The organism is Pararhizobium gei (assembly GCF_029223885.1).
Lineage (GTDB): Bacteria > Pseudomonadota > Alphaproteobacteria > Rhizobiales > Rhizobiaceae > Pararhizobium > Pararhizobium gei.
Genome location: NZ_CP119409.1, coordinates 2,471,818 through 2,487,496 on the forward strand (window position 1 = coordinate 2,471,818; position 15,679 = coordinate 2,487,496).

Sequence of the window (15,679 nt, forward strand, 5' to 3'; positions counted from 1 at the left end):
ATTAAGACGGTTTTCATTGTCCTTCGCCATGATCCTCCAAATCGTGTGAAACACCGTGGGCCATGAAAACCGTCAAGGAAAACACATCCCTTTTTGCGGGAAGCCCGGCGGAGTTGCTCAGGCAAGCCACCGGGACGTTGGACGCGACCGTCGCGCTGTGCGTTCTGGACGCCGATGGCAAGATCCTGCAGGCAACCTCGGCATTTGCGGTAGCGCTGTCGGTGCCTGTTTCCGAATTGCTGCAACGACCGCTTTCCACATTTTTGCACGCTCAACACAAGCATTTCCTAACGTCTGCAAAGTCCGAAAATCCGCCCGACCCGACTGAAAGGCGATTGCGCTTCTCGACAAGCGACCGCCCATCGATGTGGTTCAGTGCAGCCCTCTCCCGTGTCCAGGAAAACCTGTCGTGCTTCTTGTTGAAGCTTACGCCGATAGACGACCTGATCCGCGAGCTTGAGCAGGCGCAGAAGAACGAGACCCGCTGGCGCTATGCACTGCAAAGCGCTCACCAGGGCGTTTGGGACCATGATTTTCGGTCAAACGAACTCTTCTATTCGGATGACTGGAAGCGAATCCGCGGCATGCGGCCCGATGATGTCGTGGACGGAAGCCTCAACGCTTGGATACAGCAAGTCCATCCCGCAGACCGGGAACATGTCCTTGAGCAAATCCGCCTGCAGGACGAGGGCGACGTCGATTTCAACGTGTTTCACTATCGCGAACGGCACGCCGACGGTCACTGGGTATGGATTGAAAGCCGCGGCTCTCGCGTCGAATGGGATGCTGACGGCAAGCCGGTTCGGATAATTGGAACCGATACCGATATAACCGAACGCCGCAAGGCGGAGACGGAACTCGAAGAAGTATCACGCCGGCTGCGGCTGGCGCTCGACGTGTCGCGGATCGGTGTCTTCGAGGCCAATCTCGATACTGGAAACGTTGTCCGCGACGACCGGCTCCTGCGCATCTATGGCCTGGATCCTTCAGCGCCCATGGATCAGCGTCACCTTCTGGAGGAACGGCTCCACCCGGACGACCGGGAAAAGGCGCTGGCGGCGATCGCGGCAGGTCTTTCCGCAAACGAACCCTTTGCGAATTCCTTCCGCATCGTGAGACCTGACGGAGAACTCCGACATATTCGGTCCATGTCGTTGACATTTATCGATGCCGACGGCGATCGCAAACTCATCGGCGCCAATTGGGATGTAACGGAAGACATCGTTCTTCGCGACGAATTGGCGCATGCCAAGCAACTGGCGGAAGCACGAAATCGCGAGTTGGAGGCAGCGCGCAGCAGCATCGAATACAACGCCCTGCACGACCATCTGACCAAGCTGCCAAATCGTCGGTTTCTCGATCAGCGTCTGGACGACTGGGATGCAGGAGCAGTCGCCTATACCGCGATCCTGCATATCGATCTCGACCGTTTCAAGCAGATCAACGATACGCTCGGCCATCAGGCGGGCGATGCCATGCTCGCCCATACGGCACGTGTTCTTTCGTCGATTACCGATGCCGAGGATTTCACGGCGAGAGTAGGCGGGGATGAATTTGTCATTCTCTGCAAAAGGCAGCGATCGCCAAATGATGTTCTTGCGCTCGCCGACCGCGTCGTCGCAGCCCTTCGCGAGCCGGTGTTCTATGAGGGTATCCCGTGCCGCTTCGGCGCGAGTGTCGGTATCGCTGCCAAAGCGGACGGCAAGACCGACGCGAAACAGTTGCTGATGGATGCGGATATCGCACTGTACCGGGCCAAGGGTCTTGGACGGAACCGCGCTCAAGTCTTCACGAAACAGTTTCAGACGCAAATTCACCACGCCAAACGTACCGCCGACGAAATCATCAAGGGGCTTGAGGATGGCTGCTTCATCCCGGTCTACCAGCCGCAGTTCGATGCGCAAACCCTCGATATCATCGGCGTCGAGACGCTGGCGCGCTGGCGCCACCCTCGAAAAGGGGTTCTCGCGCCGGATTACTTCCTCAAGATCGCCGAGGACATCAACGTCGTGACGGCCATCGACCGTGCCATCGCGGTTCAGGCGATCGGCGACTTCGCCCGGTGGGAGGAACGGCGGCTGGGCATTCCCAGGATTTCCGTCAATGTCTCCTCGCCGCGCCTTCGCGAGCCCGGGTTGATCGAGAGCCTGAAGGAGCTGAATATCCCCTTTGGTAGACTTTCCTTCGAATTGCTCGAATCGATATTTCTCGACGACCTCGACGAGGGCGTCGCGCAGACGTTGACAGCGCTGAAATCGCTCGGCATCGATATCGAGATAGACGATTTCGGCACCGGTCATGCCTCGATCATAGGTCTCATGAAGCTAACGCCCGCCCGGTTGAAGATCGACCGGGCGCTGATCAAGCCGATCACCACGGTCCTTGAGCAGCGGCAGCTCGTGCGGTCGATCATTGACATTGGACATTCGCTCAAGATCGACGTCATCGCCGAGGGTGTCGAAACGCTTGATCATGCGGAGATCCTGCGCGACCTTGGATGCGACGCCCTTCAGGGCTATGCTTTCGCCAAGCCGATGACGTGCGAGCAACTGGAACTTTTCGTTACCTCGAAAAGCTGGCGATAACGTCAAAGACTGGATTCGGCTCTACGGGCTCCAGCAACAGCCGGGAGCCGTCCGGAGACCGAACGGCTCACCAAGCGAAACGATATCAGTTGCCGTTCTGGACCTGCAATACGGCTTCGGAAAGAAGCTCGAGCATTTTCAGGCGGATTTGATCATCGGTCTGAACGATGCCGGCGGCATCGAAATCGGCGCGGATCTTGCGGACCACATCCTCGTGACCGGCCTCTTCGAAATCGGCGGCGACCACGTCCTTGGCGTAAGACGCCGGATCGCTCTTGCCAAGTAGTCCGGCGGCCCACAGGCCGAGCAACTTGTTACGTCGCGCTTCGGCCTTGAACCGCAGTTCCTCGTCGAGGGCGAATTTCGACTCGAAGGCCTTTTCCCGATCCTGTATATTGGTCATGTCTGATCTCCCATAATCCGGCGGTAAACGCTTTTTGCTCATAAACCAAAAGCGCGCCGAATGTGCAATGCGTAGTTTCCCGGCGACTGCACTTTAAAATCGCATCCGGTGAATTCGGGGGATCGGACCAGACGCCGATTGTGCAATAGTTCCTTTTGGGCTATGGACCGCGGTGGAAAATACCGATGGGCGCACGCATGGGCGCCGGCAACCATAGAGAACAATATTGATGAACCGTCGCCGCCGTATCTACGAAGGCAAAGCCAAGATCCTGTATGAAGGCCCCGAGCCGGGTACGTTGATCCAGTTTTTCAAAGATGACGCAACTGCATTCAATAAGAAGAAGCACGAGATCATCGACGGCAAGGGTGTTCTGAACAACCGGATTTCGGAATATATCTTCACACACCTGAACCGGATCGGCATCCCCACGCATTTTATCCGCCGCCTCAACATGCGCGAGCAGCTGATCAAGGAAGTGGAAATCATTCCGCTTGAAATCGTTGTGCGCAATGTCGCTGCAGGCTCGCTTGCCAAGCGGCTGGGTATCGAGGAAGGCGTCGTCCTGCCGCGTTCGATCATCGAATTCTATTACAAGGCCGATGCGCTCGACGACCCTATGGTTTCGGAAGAGCATATCACCGCTTTCGGCTGGGCCAGCCCGCAGGAGCTTGATGACATCATGGCGCTGTCCATTCGTGTCAACGACTTCCTGACTGGCCTCTTCCTCGGCGTCGGCATCCAGCTTGTCGATTTCAAGATAGAGTGCGGGCGCCTGTTTGAAGGCGACATGATGCGCATCATCCTCGCCGACGAGATTTCGCCGGACAGCTGCCGCCTCTGGGATATCGAGACCAAGGAAAAGATGGACAAGGACAGGTTTCGTCGCGACCTTGGCGGTCTCGTGGAAGCCTATCAGGAAGTGGCTCGTCGCCTTGGAATCATGAACGAGAACGAACCGCCCCGCGGCACCGGCCCCGTGCTGGTGAAATAAGCAGGAAGACAATACAGTGATCAATGCACGCGTAACAGTGACGCTGAAGAATGGCGTTCTCGATCCGCAGGGCAAGGCAATCGAGGGCGCGCTCAGTGCCCTCGGTTTCGACGGAATCGGCCATGTCCGCCAGGGCAAGGTTTTCGATCTCCAGATCGAGACGGCCGACAAGGCAAAGGCCGAGGCGGACCTTAAAGCCATGTGCGAAAAACTGCTGGCGAACACGGTGATCGAGAATTACACTATATCACTCGCCTGATGGTTGAATGAGGATGTGATGGCCGAAATCACCAACGAGTTGATGTACGAACTGCTGAAGCGCATTCACACGGACGTTGCAGGCTTGAAGGAAGGCCAACGGGAAATTCGATTGGAATTAAATGCGATGCGCGGAACAATGATTTCGATGCAGCAGGACATTCACAATATCTATGGAATTCTCGCGCGCCACGAGACCCGCCTCGACCGAATCGAAAACCGCCTCGAATTGCGCGAGCTTGCCGAGGCCCAATCCAGGTTTGACCCGCACCCATGAAATCCGCCGTCGTCCAGCTTCCAGGCCTCAATCGTGACCGTGATATGATCGCGGCTCTGACCAAGATCTCCGGCAAGGCGCCGGTGACCATCTGGCAGACCGAAACGGAAATCCCCGATGTCGATCTGATCGTCATTCCCGGCGGGTTCTCCTATGGGGACTATCTGCGCTGCGGTGCCATCGCGGCACGCATGCCGGTCATGCAGGCGATCAAGGCGAAGGCTGAGGCTGGCGTAAAGGTGCTGGGCGTCTGCAACGGATTCCAGATCCTCGTCGAAGCGGGCTTCCTGCCGGGCGCTCTGATGCGCAATGCATCTTTGAAATTCGTCTGTAAGGAAATCCAGCTCGAAGTCGTCAATGCCGATACGGATTTCAGCAGGGCATATCAGCAAGGCCAGATCATCCGCTGCCCGGTTGCGCATCACGACGGAAATTATTTTGCCGACGAAGAAACCCTGAGGACTCTTGAGGGCGACGGTCAGGTGGTGTTCCGCTATGCGGCCGGCACCAACCCCAACGGCTCGATGAACGACATAGCCGGTATCGTCTCCGCGAAAGGCAATGTGCTCGGCATGATGCCACATCCGGAAAACCTCATTGAGGCGGCCCATGGCGGTGCCGATGGCCGTGGCCTGTTCGCCTCCGCCCTCGACGTAATCGCCGCTTAACCTTCGCTCTGCTAGAAGGTCCGGATCGACAGAATCACAAGGGCCTTCCCATGCGCGCAGCCTCCATCCGTGTTCTTGCAACAGCGGGCATGATTGTCTCGCTGGCCCTTGTAGCGGGCTGTCAGTCGAAAAGCCCGCCGGCCCCGACCCAGAACACCGCCGCACTGCCGACCATGGAACGCGTGGCATTGGGTGCCAATGCCTGCTGGTTCAAATCGGGAGATCCAGCCTTCAAAGCCTATCGCCTCGCCCCGGAACTCAATTCCTTTTCCGGCCGTCCACGCATCTTGATCGTCAAACGCAATTCCCCGGAATCGCGTCCTCTTGCAGTGGTCCAGGCGGAAGGACATCCCGCCCGTCTCCAGGCTTTCGGCCCGCTCCTGAACGAGCCTGTCGGCGCGCGCATGGCAGTGGACATCAAACGCTGGGCCGCGGGTGGCACCGGCTGCCGTTAAACGAAACCAGCGCCGTCCGCACATCTTCGAGCGACAATTGCATTGATGTGTCGCCCGGATTCCAGACAATGTTACCTCCAGTAAGGCCTGGAAGCCTCTCGCCGTGCCTCTGCCGGAGTTATGCCGATATCAGCCAGCTGATCGTCCGTAAGCTCTGAAAGAGCGATGCGGCTGCGGCGCTTTGCCCCGCACGTTTCCATCCAATCCCATAGGCTTTTTACAAAAAGGATGACAATCGGCACAATGCTCAAAGGCACAGAAATTGTTACCCTTTTCGATTGATGCTCGCCGTCAACAGAAATTGTACTCATTGTACCCTCTCCAATATTGGATTGATTGTCACCGTATTGTGGAGTGTATCGATTGACACCGTAAGAAATGCAATTTATAAATTGTGACCATGACAACATGGATGCCAGACCCTGCACGTGGCCAAGGACCTCTTTACGCGCGTATTGCAGACCAAATCGAGGAGGCCATTACTGATGGTATACTGCCGGCCGGTGCCAAGCTGCCGCCGCAGCGAAATCTTGCCTATGACATAGGGGTAACAATCGGTACAATCGGGCGCGCCTATCATCTGGTGCGGGAGCGTGGCCTTGTCAGCGGCGAAGTCGGACGGGGGACATATGTCCTGGAGAGCCCCGATCTTCGCCCGGCCGAGCAGGGCGATCCGATGACGGCTGCCCTCTCCGGCACACGTCCGATCAAGGCGCCTCCTGGCAAGCTGCGATTCGACAGCACGGCGGCGCCGGATATTGGACAAGGCGCATCCCTCGAAAGACTGCTCGTCGCCATCAGCCGGGAACACCACGCGGATATTGCCAGCTACGCACGGGATTTCCCCGCCCACTGGTTCGAGGCCGGCAGCCGCTGGCTTGCGAAAGGTTCGTTCAAACCGCAGCCTGACCGCATCGTTCCGACGCTCGGCGCCCATGCCGGCGCAGTCGCCGTGATTGCCGCCATCACTGCCCCCGGCGACAAGATTGCCTTCGAGAATATCACCTATTCGCAGATCAGCCGCAGCGCCGGCCTGATCGGACGCCGGACGATCCTGTTGCGCACGGACGAGGGCGGCGTCGATCCCGAGGACTTCGAAAAGGTCTGCGCACAACAGCATCCGAAGCTTGTTTTCCTGATGCCGACCGCACAGAACCCGACCGTGGTTACCCTTTCGCTGGCAAGGCGACAGGCTATTGCGGACATTGCACGCCGCTATGGCGTCTGGCTGCTCGAGGACGATCTTTATGGCGCCATGACGGGCGACATGACGCCGTTGCTTGCCGAGTTGGCTCCGGAGCGGACATTTCTGGTCGGCGGCCTGTCGAAATCGGTTGCCGCCGGAGTGCGGGGCGGCTGGGTCGCCTGCCCGCCCCATTTCAGCCAGCGGATCCGCATTGCCCACAAGATGGTCAGTGGCGGCATGCCTTTTCTTCTCGCCGAACTCTGCGCGCGCCTGGTTCTGAGCGGCGAAGCTGCAATCCTGCGCTCCAAGAGTATCGATGAAATTCGCAGCCGTGAAAAAATGGCGCGCGACATCTTTAACGGCTGCGACTTCAACTCGCATCCTCATGTGCCGTTTCTCTGGCTGAAGCTGTCTGAGCCGTGGTTCTCCGGCACGTTCAAACATGCAGCCTTCGAGGACGGCGTGATGATCGACGACGAAGACGAGTTCAAGGCAGGACGGACGGACAGCGTTTTCCACCGGGTCCGGATCGGCTTTTCCTCCCCCGCCGACCGCGAGGAAGTCCGCCGCGGGTTCCTGATCCTGCGCCGCCTGCTCGATAGCGGCAGAACAGGTTACGACAGCTTCGCCTGAACACCTGGAGGCGCTGCGGAAAAGTGCGGCACCTTCCGCCTTTTTCCGGCATTTTCCTGTCGCATCCTCCCTGAGCTTCGGTTAAAGGAAGCCGACGCGATCTCTTTGTTTTGACGCAGCCTGCTGGCGGACGGCCGCATTGCCGCCGGACTGCTCCAACGGACCGAACGGACCCCGATGACCATTTCCAATTCCCGCCCCATCACGCCCGAACTCGTTGCCTCCCATGGTCTGAAGCCGGACGAGTACCAGCGCATCCTCGACCTCATCGGGCGCGAGCCGAGCTTCACCGAGCTGGGCATCTTCTCTGCCATGTGGAACGAGCACTGCTCTTACAAGTCATCGAAGAAATGGCTGCGCACATTGCCGACCAAGGGGCCGCGCGTCATCCAGGGACCGGGCGAAAACGCCGGCGTCGTCGATATCGATGACGGCGACGTCGTTGTCTTCAAGATGGAGAGCCACAACCACCCGTCCTATATCGAGCCTTACCAAGGTGCCGCGACCGGCGTCGGCGGCATCCTGCGCGATGTCTTCACCATGGGCGCACGGCCGATCGCCGCGATGAACGCCCTGCGTTTCGGAGCTCCGGATCATCCAAAGACGCGCCATCTCGTCTCGGGCGTCGTTGCCGGCGTCGGCGGCTACGGCAATTCCTTCGGCGTGCCCACCGTTGGCGGTGAAGTCGAATTCGACGCCCGCTATAACGGCAATATTCTCGTCAATGCCTTCGCCGCCGGCCTTGCGAAATCCGACGGCATCTTCCTGTCGGAGGCCAAGGGCGTCGGACTGCCGGTTGTGTATCTCGGCGCAAAGACCGGGCGCGACGGCGTCGGTGGCGCGACGATGGCTTCTGCCGAGTTTGACGAATCGATCGAGGAAAAGCGCCCGACCGTACAGGTCGGCGACCCCTTCACGGAAAAGTGCCTGCTGGAAGCCTGCCTCGAACTGATGAAGACAGGCGCCGTAATTGCCATTCAGGACATGGGTGCCGCCGGCCTCACCTGCTCGGCCGTCGAAATGGGGGCCAAAGGCGACCTCGGCATCGAATTGTACCTCGACAAGGTTCCAGTTCGCGAAGAGCGCATGACGGCTTACGAGATGATGCTGTCGGAAAGCCAGGAGCGCATGCTCATGGTTCTTGAGCCGGCTAAGGAAGACGTTGCAAAGGCGATTTTCGTCAAGTGGGGATTGGATTTCGCGATCGTCGGCAAGACCACGGACGACTTGCGCTTTCGCGTCAGCCACCAGGGTGAGGAGGTTGCCAATCTGCCGATCAAGGATCTTGGCGATCAGGCGCCGGAATATGACCGTCCGTGGACCCCGGCGAAAGTGCCCGCGCCTCTGGCTGCCGACGATATCCCGCAGGCCGACATCGCCGACGCGCTGCTCGCGCTTGTCGGCTCGGCCAACAATTCCTCGCGCCGCTGGGTGTATGAACAATATGACACGTTGATCCAGGGCAATTCCCTGCAACTGCCCGGCGGTGACGCTGGCGTCGTCCGTGTCGACGGCCACCCGACCAAGGCGCTGGCTTTTTCTTCCGACGTCACGCCGCGCTATGTCGAGGCCGACGCCTTCGAGGGCGGCAAGCAGGCCGTTGCCGAATGCTGGCGCAACATCACCGCCACAGGTGCCCTGCCCCTGGCGGCAACCGACAATCTGAATTTCGGCAATCCCGAACGCCCGGAAATCATGAGCCAGCTGGTGCACGCCATCAAGGGCATCGGCGAGGCCTGCCTGGCGCTGGACTTTCCGATCGTGTCCGGCAATGTGTCGCTTTACAATGAGACAAACGGCCAGGGCATTTTGCCGACGCCGACAATCGGCGGCGTCGGCCTGCTTGCCAACTGGTCGCAGATGGCCCGCATCCGCTTTGCCGCGGAAGGTGATCAGATCCTGCTTGTCGGAGCGCCGGAAGGGCTTGGCACGCATCTCGGACAATCCGTCTATATGCGCGATATTCATGGCAGAACAGACGGCCCTGCACCCCATGTCGATCTCGACCATGAGCGCCGGACAGGTGATTTCGTCCGCGCCCTGATCACCGAGGGCTTGACCACCGCAGTACACGACTGCTCGTCAGGCGGTCTGGGCCTTGCCATTGCGGAAATGGCGATGGCGTCCGGTATCGGTGCCCGCATCTCATCGGTCGACGGTCACGATGCCATTTCGGTCTTATTCGGTGAGGATCAGGGTCGCTATGTCGTCACCGTCAAACCGGAACATGCCGACATCGTCCGCAACAGAGCGAAACAAGCCGGGATCGCGGCACCCGTCATTGGCGCAACGGTCGGCACGGAGGTGGTCCTGGGCGCGGCGCGACCTCTGCCGGTGCTGGAGCTCCGGGCGGCGCACGAAGCATGGTTCCCGAGTTTCATGGACGCAAGCCTGCCCGAATCAAATTGAATGCAATGACGGGAAGGTCCGCCCCCTGACCGGCAGGCGCGCGCATAGTTCCCGGACTGCATCTGTGAGAATGAGGGAATTGGCGTAACGCGGCTTCCGGCTTATAGAATGAACTTGACGCGTGGCAGAATCGGAACTGCCATGGAGCAGACAGGAACAAGGAGCAGCCGATGCCGATGACACCGGGCGATATCGAAGACATGATCAAATCGGGCATTCCGGGCGCCAAGGTGACAATTCGAGATCTTGCCGGCGATGGCGATCATTACGCCGCCGAGGTCGTGGCGGAGGCATTTCGCGGCAAGAGCCGCGTACAGCAGCATCAAATGGTCTACAACGCCCTCAAGGGCAATATGGGTGGCGTTTTGCATGCTCTTGCGCTGCAGACCTCAGCGCCGGAATAAACCATGGCGGACCTGATAAAGGAACTGATGACGGGCGTCATCGACAGCGTTCTGAAGGAAATCCTGAAGAAGACCGGCACCCGCACGCCGACCAAGCGCAGCAAGAGGCAGAAGCGCTCCGCGACCACCGGCCGGTTCAAAAAGGCCGTTGCGAGACCGGCGAAAAGACAGGTCAGCCGACGCCGCACCGCTGCATCACGCAGCGGGAAGCGGTAGCGCCGGGACTTGTTGCTCTCCTGCATGCCCATCAATTTTTGTTGTGTCCCGGTGGTGAAAATCACGTCACCACATGTTATCTAGGAACAATCGACAAGCCGCGCCCTTGAAGCCGGAGCAGGAAGGACAGGACCATGAGCGGAATCAATGATTTCATCGATAACGAAGTAAAGAGCAACGACGTCGTTCTTTTCATGAAGGGCACCCCGCAGTTCCCCCAGTGTGGGTTCTCCGGCCAGGTGGTTCAGATGCTTGATTACATCGGCATCGACTACAAGGGAATCAACGTGCTTGCCGACGCGGACCTGCGCCAGGGCATCAAGGATTATTCCAGCTGGCCGACCATCCCACAGCTCTACGTCAAGGGCGAGTTTATCGGCGGCTGCGATATCGTGCGCGAGATGTTTCAGGCTGGCGAGTTGCAATCCCATCTTGAGGAAAAAGGCATCGCGGTAAAAGGCGCAGCCTGAGACGGCGTCTCCGCGGGAATACTGAAAAGGCGGGTCACCGCCTTTTTTGATTCGGGTGGTTTCTCGACGAATCCTAATGTTCGGCCGCCTTTGAAAGCGACTGCCAATATGGCCGTCCATGGTATTCGAGGCATATCCTGGCGGCATCCCTGACAAAATGCGTGGTCAGCCACCTCACTCTGTTGGTCGCCTGTGTCTTTCCCGTCGATCATGCAGCAGGCGTGCAAGCCGATGGTCGTCGCAAACCATTTAGAAACGATCCGACCGACGACGATCCTGCTCGACCTTCACACAGTATTCGTCAGCCGCCGCTAACAGCGTTGGCCTCTGATTCTGCCTCATCGCCAAGGATGATAAAATGACTGTCCAAACCGAAGCGCCGACACTGCCGGCTTTGTCAAAACCGCAGTTCGTCGCTCTCATGGCCATGCTGATGGCGATCAACGCGCTTTCGATCGACATCATGCTTCCTGGACTGCAGGAAATCGGGGCAAGCCTCGGCGTCGCCGATGAAAACGCGCGCCAACTGGTAATCACGAGTTATCTGCTGGGCATGGGTTGCGCCCAGCTTTTCTTCGGTCCCCTTTCAGACCGGTTCGGACGCAAACTGCCGCTGCTCGGCGGGCTGGGAATCTATGCGGTCTGCGCATTGGCGATCGTTTTCGTACCATCTTTCGCAGGTCTTCTTGCACTTCGTTTCGTACAGGGCATCGGAGCCGCTGCCACCCGCGTGATCACCGTGTCCATCGTCAGGGATGTCTATGGCGGACGGATGATGGCAGAAGTCATGTCGCTTATCATGATGGTCTTCATGATCGTGCCGGTTATCGCACCGAGTATTGGCCAGTTGATCATGATCTTTGCGGAATGGCACATGATTTTCGTCGTCATCTGCCTGTTCGGGATTTTCGTCATGGCCGCGGTCATGGCGCGCCTTCCCGAAACGCTTGCGCCGGAAAACCGCCGTCCGTTTACAGCCGCTTCCATCTCGGGCGCCTTCCGGGTCGTGCTGACCAACCGCGTGGCATTGTGCTATTCGCTCGCCGCCTCCTTCGTCTTTGGCGCCCTTTTCGGCTTCATCAATTCCGCCCAGCAGGTCCTCGTTGGCATTTATGGTCTGGGAAACTGGTTTCCGTTGGTCTTTGCGGGTTTTGCGGGTCTGATGGCCGTGGCGTCCTTTACCAATTCGCAACTGGTCAGGCGTTACGGCATGCGCCGCCTCTCGCATGGCGCGCTGATCTGCTTTCTGCTGGCAAGCTTCGTATGGGTCCTTGCCTCGCTTTTCGGCGTGCTGCCCTTCTGGCTCTTCCTCGCGCTCTACGGCTTTGCTATGTTCCAGTTCGGCCTGATCGGCGCGAATTTCAACGCCATGGCCATGGAGCCGCTCGGTCATGTCGCCGGCACGGCGTCATCGGTTCTCGGCTTCACGCAGACGATCGGCGGCGCGACGATCGGAGCGCTGATCGGCCAGGCTTTCGACGGAACCGTTACGCCGCTTGCAATCGGCTTCCTCGCCGTCTCCGTTATTGGCCTCGCCTTTGTGCTCATTGCCGAAAAGGGCCGGCTTTTCAGCCCGCACAATCCCTCCATTTAGTTTTTTCCGTTAGGTTTTCCCTATGTCCGCCTCTACGCCCCATATCGAGAATATTGGCTCGGCCCGTATCGGGCTCGGCTTTTTCGAATTCGTCGTCACCATCGCGCTGATGACGGCCTGCGTGGCCGTTGCCATCGACATCATGCTGCCAGCCCTGCCCGCGATCAGCCAGTCGCTCAACGTGACGAGCACCAATGATGCGCAACTCGTCATCGGCGTCTTCTTCTTCGGGTTCGGCGTTTCGCAGATTATTTTCGGCAGCCTCTCGGATGCCTTTGGCCGGCGTGCCGTGCTTCTGGCGGGGCTCGCCTTCTACACGCTGACCATGGTCGGGGCCGCCGCCACGGAGAGCTTCGAGATGCTGCTCCTCCTGCGCTTTGTGCAGGGTATCGGAGCGGCCGCGGTGCGCATTACCACCATGGCGATCGTGCGCGATTGCTTCGGCGGTCGCGAAATGGCGCGCGTCATGTCCTATGTGATGATCGTCTTCATGATCGTTCCAATCATCGCCCCATCACTCGGCCAGGCCGTAATCGTTTATGCGAACTGGCACTGGATCTTCATCCTGCTCGGCGTCATCGGCGCCGTTCTCCTGGTCTGGGCTAGCCTGCGCCTGAAGGAATCGCTGCCGCCGGAAGAGCGCCAGCCCCTGTCCGTCGCAAACATCGCCTCCGGCTTTCGCACCGTTCTGACCAATCGAATCACCTGCGGCTATATGATCGGCATGACGCTGTTCACGGCGGTGATCTGCGCCTATATCGTCACCGTCCAGCAGATCTTCGGCGAGGTCTACGGGCTGGGCGACTGGCTGCCGATCGCCTTTGCCGGGACGGCAGGCGGCATCGCGGTCGCGAATTTCGCCAATGGCTATTTCGTGCGCAGCTTCGGCATGCGCCGGATCTCGCATGTGGCGGTCATCCTGTTCACGCTGCTTTCCGCGGCCGGCCTGATGATCTCGCTCGGTGGGAGGCCTGATTTCGTCTTGTCCTACATCCTGTTTACGGTGCTGCTGATGATGTTTGCCGTCATCGCAACCAACTTCACCGCAATTTCGCTGGAGCCGATGGGCCATGTCGCCGGGACGGCAACGGCGATCACCGGCTTCGTCTCCACCACCGGCGGCGCCTTGCTTGGAAGCGTCGTCGGCCAGATGTTCAACGGCACTGTTCAGCCGCTGTTCGCCGGCTTCACAATCTTCGGGGCTGTGACCATCGCGGCAACGCTCTGGGCGGAAAATGGCAAGCTTTTCACCCACCCCGGCGATGACACCGCCACCCTCGAGGGCGGCGGACATATGTAGCCGCTCAAGAAAAAGCCCGTCGCGCGATTATCGCAGACGGGCTTTTCTCATGATGTTCGGGGTCGTCAGATGGTGAAAACCTCGCGGCGCAGCACGTCCCAGCAATCCCGATCGCAGGCAACAAGCAGGCCACCGTCGATATCGTGGGGGAGATAGGGAGAACCGTCGAAGCGCGCGACATAGGCGCCGGCCTCCTCGGCGATCAGCGCTCCGGCAAGATGGTCCCACGGCATCAGCTTCTGATACATCAGGAAATGGAAATGGCCGGCAGCGAAGGTGCGGTATTCGTGCGCGGCACAACGATAGCTGGTGGCAATCCTGACCTTCGCCATATTGCCCATGATGACGCGCCGGTTCTCAGGCGGATAAAATCCCGTCGAGGCGCAACCGACGAGGTTTTCCAGCGGCAGGGACGCCGCCACGCTCAATCGCTCCTGCGATCCGTCCGCCTTGCAGAGCCAGGCGCCCGAGCCTTTTTCGGCGATTACCCAGTCATTGCCCATGGGATCGTAGATGACGCCTGCGACGGTCTCGCCCTTGGATACCACGGAGGCCATGACACCGAACAGCGGCATGCCGGCCGCGTAATTGAAGGTTCCGTCGATCGGATCGACGACGATGGCCAAATCGGCGCCGGCAAGGCGATCAAGCAAGGCCGGATCGGCGGCGACCGATTCCTCGCCGATGAACAGCGCGGTCGGCGCCAGGTCCGCCATGCGGGCCTTAATCAGCCGCTCCGCCGCCTCGTCGGCTTCCGTGACGAGATCTATGGCTTCCGTCTTCATCCTGACGTCACCCGCATCGAGATTACGGAATTTCGGCAGGATTTCCTTCACCGCCGCCTCCTGCAGGATATTGGCGATGGCAGCGATATCGATGGCAGATGTCATGCTTTGGGCTCCGCAAACAGGGACTGAAAATCGAACAGTTTCGGGTCGAGCAGATGCGACGGATTGACGTGGCCCAGTGCCCTCAGCATCGTGTCCTTGCGGCCGGGCATGCGGCGCTCGATATCGGCGAGCATCGTCTTCATGGCGTTGCGCTCCAGCCCGTCCTGCGAACCGCAGAGATCGCAGGGGATGATCGGAAACTCCATCGCAGCGGCGAACTTCGCCAGATCGTCCTCGGCGGCATAGGCGAGCGGCCTGAGCACCATCAGGTCGCCCTCGTCGTTCAAGAGCTTGGCCGGCATGGTTGCGAGCCTGCCGCCATGGAAGAAGTTCATGAAGAAGGTTTCGAGGATGTCCTCGCGGTGATGGCCGAGAACCAGCGCATCGCAGCCTTCCTCCCGGGCGATCCGGTAGAGATTGCCGCGGCGCAGGCGCGAACACAGCGCGCAATAGGTGCCGCCGGCCGGCACTTTCTCCTTCACGATGGAATAGGTGTCGCGATATTCAATCCGATGCGGGACGCCGATGGTCGTCAGATAGTCGGGTAAAACATTTTTGGGGAAATTCGGCTGCCCCTGGTCGAGATTGCAGGCAATGAGTTCAATCGGCAGAAGTCCGCGCCATTGCAAATCCATCAGCAGCGCCAGGAGGCTGTAGCTGTCCTTGCCGCCGGAAAGGCCGATCAGCCAGCGCTTCTGGCCCTTGAGCATACCGAAATCCTCGATCGCCTGCCGCACCTGCCGCAGAAGCCGCTTGCGCAGCTTGTTGAAGGAAACGGAGGATGGCATTCTGGCAAAGATCGGATGTACGGCTTCGGCCGAAAGGTCGTCCGGGCCGTCCGGCCGGCTGTCGAAGCCGTGGTCCGGCGCTGGGGTAGAAAGTTCCATGACAAATCCCGGATTGAATGGAGCGCCGTGCCGCGCCAGAACATTCCCTG

General features: G+C 59.3%; 17 protein-coding genes. 13 read left to right on the forward strand and 4 right to left on the reverse strand.

Annotated elements, in window-relative coordinates; genetic code table 11:
• Nucleotides 1–62: 62 nt before the first annotated feature.
• Complete coding sequence (locus PY308_RS12145; protein WP_275782793.1) at nucleotides 63–2,585, forward strand: sensor domain-containing protein; 2,523 nt, start codon at nucleotides 63–65, stop codon at nucleotides 2,583–2,585.
• A gap of 85 nt (nucleotides 2,586–2,670) precedes the next feature.
• Here the strand turns inward: PY308_RS12145 and PY308_RS12150 are convergent, their stop codons facing one another.
• Nucleotides 2,671–2,988: a DUF1476 domain-containing protein gene (locus tag PY308_RS12150; protein ID WP_275782796.1), complete on the reverse strand. Its 318-nt coding sequence runs from the start codon at nucleotides 2,986–2,988 to the stop codon at nucleotides 2,671–2,673.
• A gap of 229 nt (nucleotides 2,989–3,217) precedes the next feature.
• Here PY308_RS12150 and purC point away from each other — a divergent pair, with 229 nt between their 5' ends.
• Genes purC through PY308_RS12175 form a run of 5 tightly spaced genes read left to right on the forward strand, consistent with a single transcriptional unit; the run spans nucleotide 3,218 to nucleotide 5,640 of the window.
• On the forward strand, nucleotides 3,218–3,982 hold the full coding sequence (gene purC / locus PY308_RS12155) for a phosphoribosylaminoimidazolesuccinocarboxamide synthase (RefSeq protein ID WP_275782799.1): 765 nt from the start codon (nucleotides 3,218–3,220) through the stop codon (nucleotides 3,980–3,982).
• A gap of 16 nt (nucleotides 3,983–3,998) precedes the next feature.
• Complete coding sequence (gene purS, locus PY308_RS12160; RefSeq protein ID WP_275782802.1) at nucleotides 3,999–4,241, forward strand: phosphoribosylformylglycinamidine synthase subunit PurS; 243 nt, start codon at nucleotides 3,999–4,001, stop codon at nucleotides 4,239–4,241.
• Nucleotides 4,242–4,259: 18 nt separating this feature from the next.
• The gene (locus tag PY308_RS12165) at nucleotides 4,260–4,517 is read left to right on the forward strand and encodes a hypothetical protein (RefSeq protein WP_275782805.1); all 258 of its coding nucleotides are present in this window, start codon (nucleotides 4,260–4,262) and stop codon (nucleotides 4,515–4,517) included.
• The gene (gene purQ / locus PY308_RS12170; RefSeq protein ID WP_275782808.1) at nucleotides 4,514–5,185 is read left to right on the forward strand and encodes a phosphoribosylformylglycinamidine synthase subunit PurQ; all 672 of its coding nucleotides are present in this window, start codon (nucleotides 4,514–4,516) and stop codon (nucleotides 5,183–5,185) included. Before PY308_RS12165 ends, purQ begins: the two co-directional genes overlap by 4 nt.
• A gap of 50 nt (nucleotides 5,186–5,235) precedes the next feature.
• Nucleotides 5,236–5,640, forward strand: a complete 405-nt coding sequence (locus tag PY308_RS12175; RefSeq protein WP_275782811.1) for a hypothetical protein — start codon at nucleotides 5,236–5,238, stop codon at nucleotides 5,638–5,640.
• 71 nt (nucleotides 5,641–5,711) lie between these two features.
• Here PY308_RS12175 and PY308_RS12180 read toward each other — a convergent pair whose 3' ends face one another.
• Nucleotides 5,712–5,951, reverse strand: coding sequence for a DUF1127 domain-containing protein (locus PY308_RS12180; RefSeq protein WP_275782813.1), 240 nt, complete (start codon nucleotides 5,949–5,951; stop codon nucleotides 5,712–5,714).
• A gap of 89 nt (nucleotides 5,952–6,040) precedes the next feature.
• Here PY308_RS12180 and PY308_RS12185 point away from each other — a divergent pair, with 89 nt between their 5' ends.
• The 7 genes from PY308_RS12185 (at nucleotide 6,041) to PY308_RS12215 (ending at nucleotide 13,852) form a co-directional block, all read left to right on the forward strand.
• Nucleotides 6,041–7,459 (forward strand): aminotransferase-like domain-containing protein, encoded by a 1,419-nt coding sequence (locus PY308_RS12185; protein ID WP_275782816.1) that lies wholly within the window; start codon nucleotides 6,041–6,043, stop codon nucleotides 7,457–7,459.
• 177 nt (nucleotides 7,460–7,636) lie between these two features.
• Nucleotides 7,637–9,868, forward strand: coding sequence for a phosphoribosylformylglycinamidine synthase subunit PurL (purL, locus tag PY308_RS12190; protein ID WP_275782818.1), 2,232 nt, complete (start codon nucleotides 7,637–7,639; stop codon nucleotides 9,866–9,868).
• A 170-nt stretch (nucleotides 9,869–10,038) separates the two neighbouring features.
• On the forward strand, nucleotides 10,039–10,272 hold the full coding sequence (locus tag PY308_RS12195) for a BolA family protein (RefSeq protein ID WP_018324712.1): 234 nt from the start codon (nucleotides 10,039–10,041) through the stop codon (nucleotides 10,270–10,272).
• 3 nt (nucleotides 10,273–10,275) lie between these two features.
• Nucleotides 10,276–10,488 carry a hypothetical protein gene (locus tag PY308_RS12200; protein ID WP_275782820.1) on the forward strand — a complete coding sequence of 71 codons (213 nt, stop codon included), beginning with the start codon at nucleotides 10,276–10,278 and terminating at the stop codon, nucleotides 10,486–10,488.
• A gap of 134 nt (nucleotides 10,489–10,622) precedes the next feature.
• Complete coding sequence (gene grxD, locus PY308_RS12205) at nucleotides 10,623–10,958, forward strand: Grx4 family monothiol glutaredoxin (RefSeq protein ID WP_275782822.1); 336 nt, start codon at nucleotides 10,623–10,625, stop codon at nucleotides 10,956–10,958.
• A gap of 358 nt (nucleotides 10,959–11,316) precedes the next feature.
• Nucleotides 11,317–12,552 carry a multidrug effflux MFS transporter gene (locus PY308_RS12210; RefSeq protein WP_275782825.1) on the forward strand — a complete coding sequence of 412 codons (1,236 nt, stop codon included), beginning with the start codon at nucleotides 11,317–11,319 and terminating at the stop codon, nucleotides 12,550–12,552.
• Nucleotides 12,553–12,574: 22 nt separating this feature from the next.
• Complete coding sequence (locus PY308_RS12215; RefSeq protein ID WP_275782827.1) at nucleotides 12,575–13,852, forward strand: multidrug effflux MFS transporter; 1,278 nt, start codon at nucleotides 12,575–12,577, stop codon at nucleotides 13,850–13,852.
• 65 nt (nucleotides 13,853–13,917) lie between these two features.
• Here the strand turns inward: PY308_RS12215 and PY308_RS12220 are convergent, their stop codons facing one another.
• Together PY308_RS12220 and ttcA are read right to left on the reverse strand one after the other, a co-directional pair.
• Entirely contained in the window at nucleotides 13,918–14,742 is an 825-nt protein-coding gene (locus PY308_RS12220) for an inositol monophosphatase (RefSeq protein ID WP_275782829.1), read from the reverse strand.
• Complete coding sequence (gene ttcA / locus PY308_RS12225) at nucleotides 14,739–15,629, reverse strand: tRNA 2-thiocytidine(32) synthetase TtcA (RefSeq protein WP_275782831.1); 891 nt, start codon at nucleotides 15,627–15,629, stop codon at nucleotides 14,739–14,741. The genes PY308_RS12220 and ttcA overlap by 4 nt, the downstream gene beginning before the upstream one ends.
• Nucleotides 15,630–15,679 lie beyond the last annotated feature (50 nt).